This window comes from Helicobacter sp. MIT 14-3879 (genome assembly GCF_003364125.1).
This window is the reverse complement of record NZ_NXLP01000066.1, coordinates 1-6443: the sequence shown is the minus strand read 5'-3', so window position 1 is coordinate 6443 and position 6443 is coordinate 1. Positions and strand designations below refer to the sequence as shown.

Sequence of the window (6443 nt, the reverse complement as noted above, 5' to 3'; positions counted from 1 at the left end):
AAAATTTTAACATTAAAATTTGCGTATGATCTTGCAGTAACATTAAATCTAGGATTCCACGTCTCATAATCTCTGCTAATTGTTTAATAGATAATAATGTTATGCAAACAAAAATCTTACTATATTATCAAGCTTTGTAATAGCGAGATAATGCTCTATGCTTTTTAAGAAAAAGGGATTTTAAAAAATGTTATAATAAATTTTTGCGTTATATAAAACCAATAAAATGAGTTATATAAGTTTAGTTATATGAAACTCTGCGGGGTGGCTATACGCTAGCTATACGATAAAATGGGTTATACAAAATTGATACAAATAAAGGCAACTAAAATCAATGAGAAATATCACTGCTAAATACTTACGCTTGTCTTCATTAAAACAAAAGGGTTTGTGTGCTTTTTGCATTATTGACATTCGCACAACACAATCTTTTTTAAGTGCGCATTTACAAGATTCTATTCACGCAAATAATCAGCAAGAAATAATAGACTTTTTAAAAGAAAATTTAACGGGGGGGGGGGCAGCAAGGTTATTTAAAAAATACAACCTCTTTAGACAAGAAACTCTATGCAAACAATGCAATCCCCTCAAACAACAAATTCTCTCTAAAAAATAAAATCTATTCAAAAAAGAAAGCCCCTAATAAACCCCTAAATGCAACCTCTTTAGAAAATACCGCTTCTTTAGACAACAAACTCTATGCAAACAACAAAACTTCTCCAAGAAATACAACCCCTCTATCAGCCAAGCCTCTTTTAATCGTATGCTTTAGCTCCATAAGGTCTAAAACTCTAGCACAAGATCTTATAAAAAACCCAGATTTTCAATCCATCTATCCTTTTAGTGAAATTTATCATTTAGATTGTGGGATAATGGAAGTATTTGATAGTGGTTTTACGCCCATTTCTAGCTTGCAAAAGCTAGCCTCTAGCACTCATTCAAACTTGAAAGTTTTTTCTCAAATCACTGCTACTTTAGAGGAATTAAAGGCAAAATATATTTCCTCAAAAAGAACGTGGATAGTAGCCTTTAGTGGAGGTAAAGATTCTACTTGCATCTTACAGCTAGTCTATGAAATGCTCTGCTCTCTCCCGCCATATCTTAGGAGGCAAACTTATGCCATTGCTTCCAATACCCTTGTAGAAGCCCCGCATATTGATAAATTTTTACATAGTGTCATTGATTCTATCAATACTCACGCGAAAGAAAACTCTATTCCTTTTGAAGTCCTGCAAGTAAGCCCAAAACTCAAAGATGATTTTTGGGTCAATCTCATTGGCAAGGGTTACCCTAGCCCTACGAGAACATTTCGTTGGTGCACAGATAGGCTTAAAATCACTCCTGCTAAAAGTGAAGTTGCTAGAATCACACATCAATATGGTTCAGCACTTTTAATACTTGGCACACGCAAAGCAGAATCAAGCAATCGTAAAAAATCCATAGAAAAGAGGATTTTAAATGAAGAGGGCTATTCTCAACACCACGATTTTCCTAATACTCTTACCTATTCACCCCTAGCAGAATGGAGCACTGATGAGGTGTGGAGCTATCTTGCTACACACAAGCCCTTATGGCAAAAAGACCATAGCGAGCTGTTTGCACTCTATGCTAAAGCAAGTGGTGAGGAATGTCAATTTATCACAGATTTATCTCAAAATAGTTGCGGAGGCTCAAGATTTGGGTGCTGGGTATGCACGGTGGTTAATGAGGATAAATCTATGCAGGGCTTCATTGCTTCAGGGGAGTATTACCTAAAACCCTTAAATGAATTTAGAAATTATATTAAGGATTTAAGAGAGGATTCTAAAGCAAGGGCAGATTATAAACGCGATGGCAGGGCTGTTTATAGAGTGGGAGGATTAGGACCCTTTCTAAGCCACATTCGCATTAATATCTTAAAAAAACTTTTACAAACAGAAAGGGAATTTATACAAAATGGCGGAAGTAGGCTTATTTCAGATTCACAGATTCTTGCTATACAAGAGCAATGGAATAAGGACTTTGACTTTGAATTTAAGGCAATAAAACTTGCAAAGGAGGTAGGTAGAATGAAAGAAATAGAGCTAGAAGAAAGCAAGGTTTTACATAGTGAGCTTTTAGAAGAGGTGGCAAGCAAAGAGGTAGATTCTAAGACTTTAGAAAATCTCATTAATACTTGCATAGATATTTATAATACCGCAGGTTTAAGGGGCAGAAATAATGCTTCAACTCAAATCAAAAAAGAGATAGAAAAGCTCTTAGAAGATAGAACTTCTAAAGTAAAAGAGAAAATGTGATGTTTATACAAAAAATCATCATTTGCAATATTTTTGCATACTATGGCAGGGTGGAAGTGAATTTTGGTGAAAAAATTGAGGGCAAGAATCTCTATTGCATTTATGGCAATAATGGTTTTGGCAAAACTAGCTTCATTAATGCCTGTAAGATTTTATTTCTTGGCACGGGGTTAAAAGAGGGCAATATCCCTCATAGTTTGAAACATCTAGCCCCCTCTGCCACCTCGCCTAAAAAGTTTATCAAGGGAAATGAGCATTATCGTGGCATACTCAATACCAATGCCTGTGATGAAAATAAAGAGGATTTTTATATCATTTTTGAGGGTTTTTTACAAGATAAGAAGTTTAGAGTACAAAGGACTTGGGAGGGTGTGCATACACAAGAGATAAATGAAACACTAGAGCTAAAAATAGATAATCAAAGCTATTACAATGAGGAGGCACAAGAAAAGCTTAATATTTGCTTACTGCCTACAAACTTTGTGGATTTTTTCTTTTTCAATGGTGAGGAAATTGGTGAAATTTCAGAGAATATACGCAAGGGCTTGAGAGATAAAATTGAAGAGATTCTAAAAATTAAGCCCTTAGATATTATCCTTAGAGAAATTGAAAAATATAAAAGGGAGCTTAAGGAAAAACAAGCAGATGATGATAAAACAAGGCTAGATTATAAGATAAAAAATAGAGAGCTTGAAAGTCTAAATGAGAAAATAGAACATTATAAAAAACTATATAAAGAAAAAAGTGATGATTTAGAAAATAACAAGCAGCATATTTCGCAAAAAACTTATGAACATCAAAAGATTATTGCCGATGATGATAAAGAGATGCAGAAACTTTATGATGAAAAAAACAAGCTTGAAATAGAGCTAGAAGAGCATAAAGAAAAACTTTCAGATTCACTAAAAAACATTATCTTTATGAGCAATAAAAGCTTAACTAACACGCTCAAGCAAGAACTTCATACGCTAAAATCCCATAGCCGAAAAGAAGACATCGAGGTCTTTAATCGTCTTTTACCAGAAATAAAAGAAATCACACAAACCTATTTGCAAGAAAATCCAGAGATTAACTCTCAAGAAATAAATTATGTTATGATGAATGCACTAGAAAATATACCCAAAGCTTTAGCAACAAAAAATACTTATCATTCTAAAATCTCTAATGCCAATGCTTTAATGCTTGAGAGAGCCTTTATACGCTTAGAATACATTAATTTATACCAAGATATTAATGAGATGAAAGAATGCAAGATTGCTCTGAAAGATACAAAAACAGAAATTGAGGAATTAAAGATAGATGATTACAAGCAGGAAAGAAAGCAAAATTTAGAAAGAGAGATAAAACAACTTAGAGATGAACAAAATGAGCTAGAACATCAAAAGAGAGAGAGTGAAAATGATTTAAAGCAAGTTATAGAACAAAAAAAAGAGATTGAGAGAGAAATTTATCATCTTAACCAAAAGATTAATACAGAAAGGATAGATAATGAACTTCATTTTCTCCAAGAGCTAGAACAAAGCATTAAAAATTACAGAGAAAAACTCATCATAAAGCTAAGATTTGAGCTAAGAGATAAAATCCTTAAGAAATACAAGAATCTTTTACCTAATGATAATATCAAAGACTTAGTCATTGATGAAAACTTTGAGATTGCACTAAAAAATGATAAAGATGGGCTAGTCATTATCGAAAGTCAAAGCAGCGGGCAAAAGCAGATTCTAGCTATTGCTATATTTTGGGCATTAAGCGAGCTTTCAAAAGCACAGATTCCACTTATCATTGATACGCCTTTAGGCAGGATAGATGGGCAAAACCGCGTAAGAATTATTCAAAATTATTATGCACAAAACCTACAAACTATCATCTTACCAACAGATACTGAAGTCTCTAAAAGAGAATATGAATATGCTAAATCTCATATTGCAAGGCTCTATAAGATAGAAAATAGCGATGATAGAGGACACGCTAGAATAAACAATGCAATGATAGATGAAATATTATAGGAGCAAAAATGGCAGATATTACTACAACAAACTTAGAGGAAAACCTAATCAATAGAGTGCTTAAAGAGGGTTTAGAGTGTGAGTTATCTAAATATTATGTATTAAGAATTGCTATTGCTAAGGCTTTAAACCTACCCAAAGTGCCTCTTGATGCTGACTTTTGGGAGGGTAAAAAGCTTAGGGGAGAAAAGAAAAGTGAATATCATCTTGAGCAAATCACAGGCAAGGGAAAGGAGGAAAAAGATGATTTTGATTTAATGCTAAGGGCTTTATTCTACATACAACACAAAGAAGAGCTAGATTCTAAAAATCAAGATATTTTTACAGATGAAAAGCTTTATTTATCTATTTTGAATAAATATATCCACAGAGGGTTATTTGAGCTACAAAACTCGTGGAAAAATACAGATTGCTTTTATCAATGGTGCTTGGATAATTTAAATTGGCAGTTTATGAGAGAATCTAAGAGTGAGAAAGAAAACAAGCTAGATAGGGATTTCACAAGGATTGAAAGATATTTTAAAAAAAATGCTATTGCTATTAATCTAATCAAAGAATATGACTCCTATCGGCATTACATTTATAGAATAGAAGTGCAAGATTCTACAAAAATCAAGCCCTTTGAAGACAAAAGTAAATATCTTAATAGAGAGTTGGGCTGTGATGTGAATACTGTTGCTTATAAGATATTAAGCAAAGCTTATGATATTCAAATCTCAAAGCCTGAAGAAGAGTGGCTAACGCCTAGCGAGAAAGAATTTCAACAAGCTCTAGCAAAGCTACAAGAGAGAAATGATGAGTTAGGAATATTTGCAGGAATGGATATAGATAAAAATCCTTTTTGTTTTGATTTAAAAGAAACTCCTCATTTATTTGTAGCAGGCACGACAGGAAGCGGGAAAAGCGTGTTTCTAAAAAATATGATTCTATGTCTTTTGCAAAATAAAGGCATAGAAATTACCATTATAGATCCTAAAAAAGGGGTGAGTTTTAGGGAATTTGAGAATATTAAAGGTATTGAGATTATTAAAGATAACGAAAGGGGTCAGCAATCTATACAAGACTTGATAGAAACAATGGAAAATAGATATGAGAGCAGAGATTTTAATAATATGAATTATAAAGTTTTGATTATTGATGAACTCAATGATTTAATAGATGAAAAAACACAGATTAAAGATATGCTAAAGAGATTAGCACAAAAGGCTAGAGAGAGCAAAATCCACTTAGTTTTAGGCACACAACGACCAGATGGGAGCGTCCTTAGAGGCTTGAAAACAAATATTCCAAGCAGTATTGCATTTAAGACAAAAAATTCTAATGAATCTAAGATTATCCTTGATGATAATGGAGCAGAGAAGCTTTTAGGCAAAGGGGATATGTTAATACAACTTAGCGGCAAGGAGACATTAAGGGCATTGAGTGTGTATCTCTCACCCAAAGAAATCCAAAGGCAATTAGATTCTTTATAGATTTAAGTAAAACCTTACTTAAACAGGTTAAATGTCAGAATCTACACTTTCTATGATATTTAAGACCATACCCTTAAGAGTAGTGAAGAGAAAGCTAACTTGCTTAAATATGCAAGCCACAACAAACTTCAGACAGAGAAAGTGTATTAGTAATATTGCTTGGTTGTCTAGCTTTGAGTTCTCTTTAAGCAAATAGGGATTTATGGACCGATTTTGTTAATTTAAAGCATAATCTTTCAGATCCAAAAAACCCAGCTAAAGAAAATACCATTCAAGGTAGCAAAAAACAAAGAGAGCTTATAAAAGATTATGAAAGCTTAGATACAATCCTACACAACCAAGTTGCACAGGGTTTAATTAACTCACGCAAAGAGTTAATCTCTTTTAGGGATAACTCTCTAACTTGCTTTAGCAGATAAAAGCAAGTTTAGAATGACAAGAAACTAAATATGGCGGTAGTTTATGAATAATGAGCTTTAAGCAAGTTCATAACGGCAATGGATAAAAAGCTTGTTTAGAAATTCTACATTTTGTAAGCAAAGTTTATAATGACAGCACGAAATATCTCTGCTTTGATGAGATTCTTAGGCTTAAAGCCTAAGAATGACAGAAGTAAAGAGTATATTATTTAGTAATGACAAGAATTGCTAGATTCTTCAGTCGTGCTACACAAAGCTTTAAGAATGACA

The 6443-nt window shown here is 33.1% G+C and carries 4 protein-coding genes; all 4 read left to right on the top strand.

The features are described from left to right. Window positions 1-334 precede the first annotated feature (334 nt). Window positions 335-616, top strand: a complete 282-nt coding sequence (locus tag CQA44_RS10850) for a hypothetical protein (protein WP_115547254.1) — start codon at window positions 335-337, stop codon at window positions 614-616. Window positions 617-872: 256 nt separating this feature from the next. Then, a complete protein-coding gene (gene dndC / locus CQA44_RS10845; RefSeq protein WP_115547253.1) occupies window positions 873-2276 on the top strand; it encodes a DNA phosphorothioation system sulfurtransferase DndC in 1404 nt (467 codons plus the stop codon). Beyond that, entirely contained in the window at window positions 2273-4282 is a 2010-nt protein-coding gene (locus CQA44_RS10840; protein WP_147289797.1) for an AAA family ATPase, read from the top strand. Before dndC ends, CQA44_RS10840 begins: the two co-directional genes overlap by 4 nt. 8 nt (window positions 4283-4290) lie before the next feature. After that, window positions 4291-5754, top strand: a complete 1464-nt coding sequence (locus CQA44_RS10835; RefSeq protein WP_115547251.1) for an FtsK/SpoIIIE domain-containing protein — start codon at window positions 4291-4293, stop codon at window positions 5752-5754. Window positions 5755-6443 lie beyond the last annotated feature (689 nt).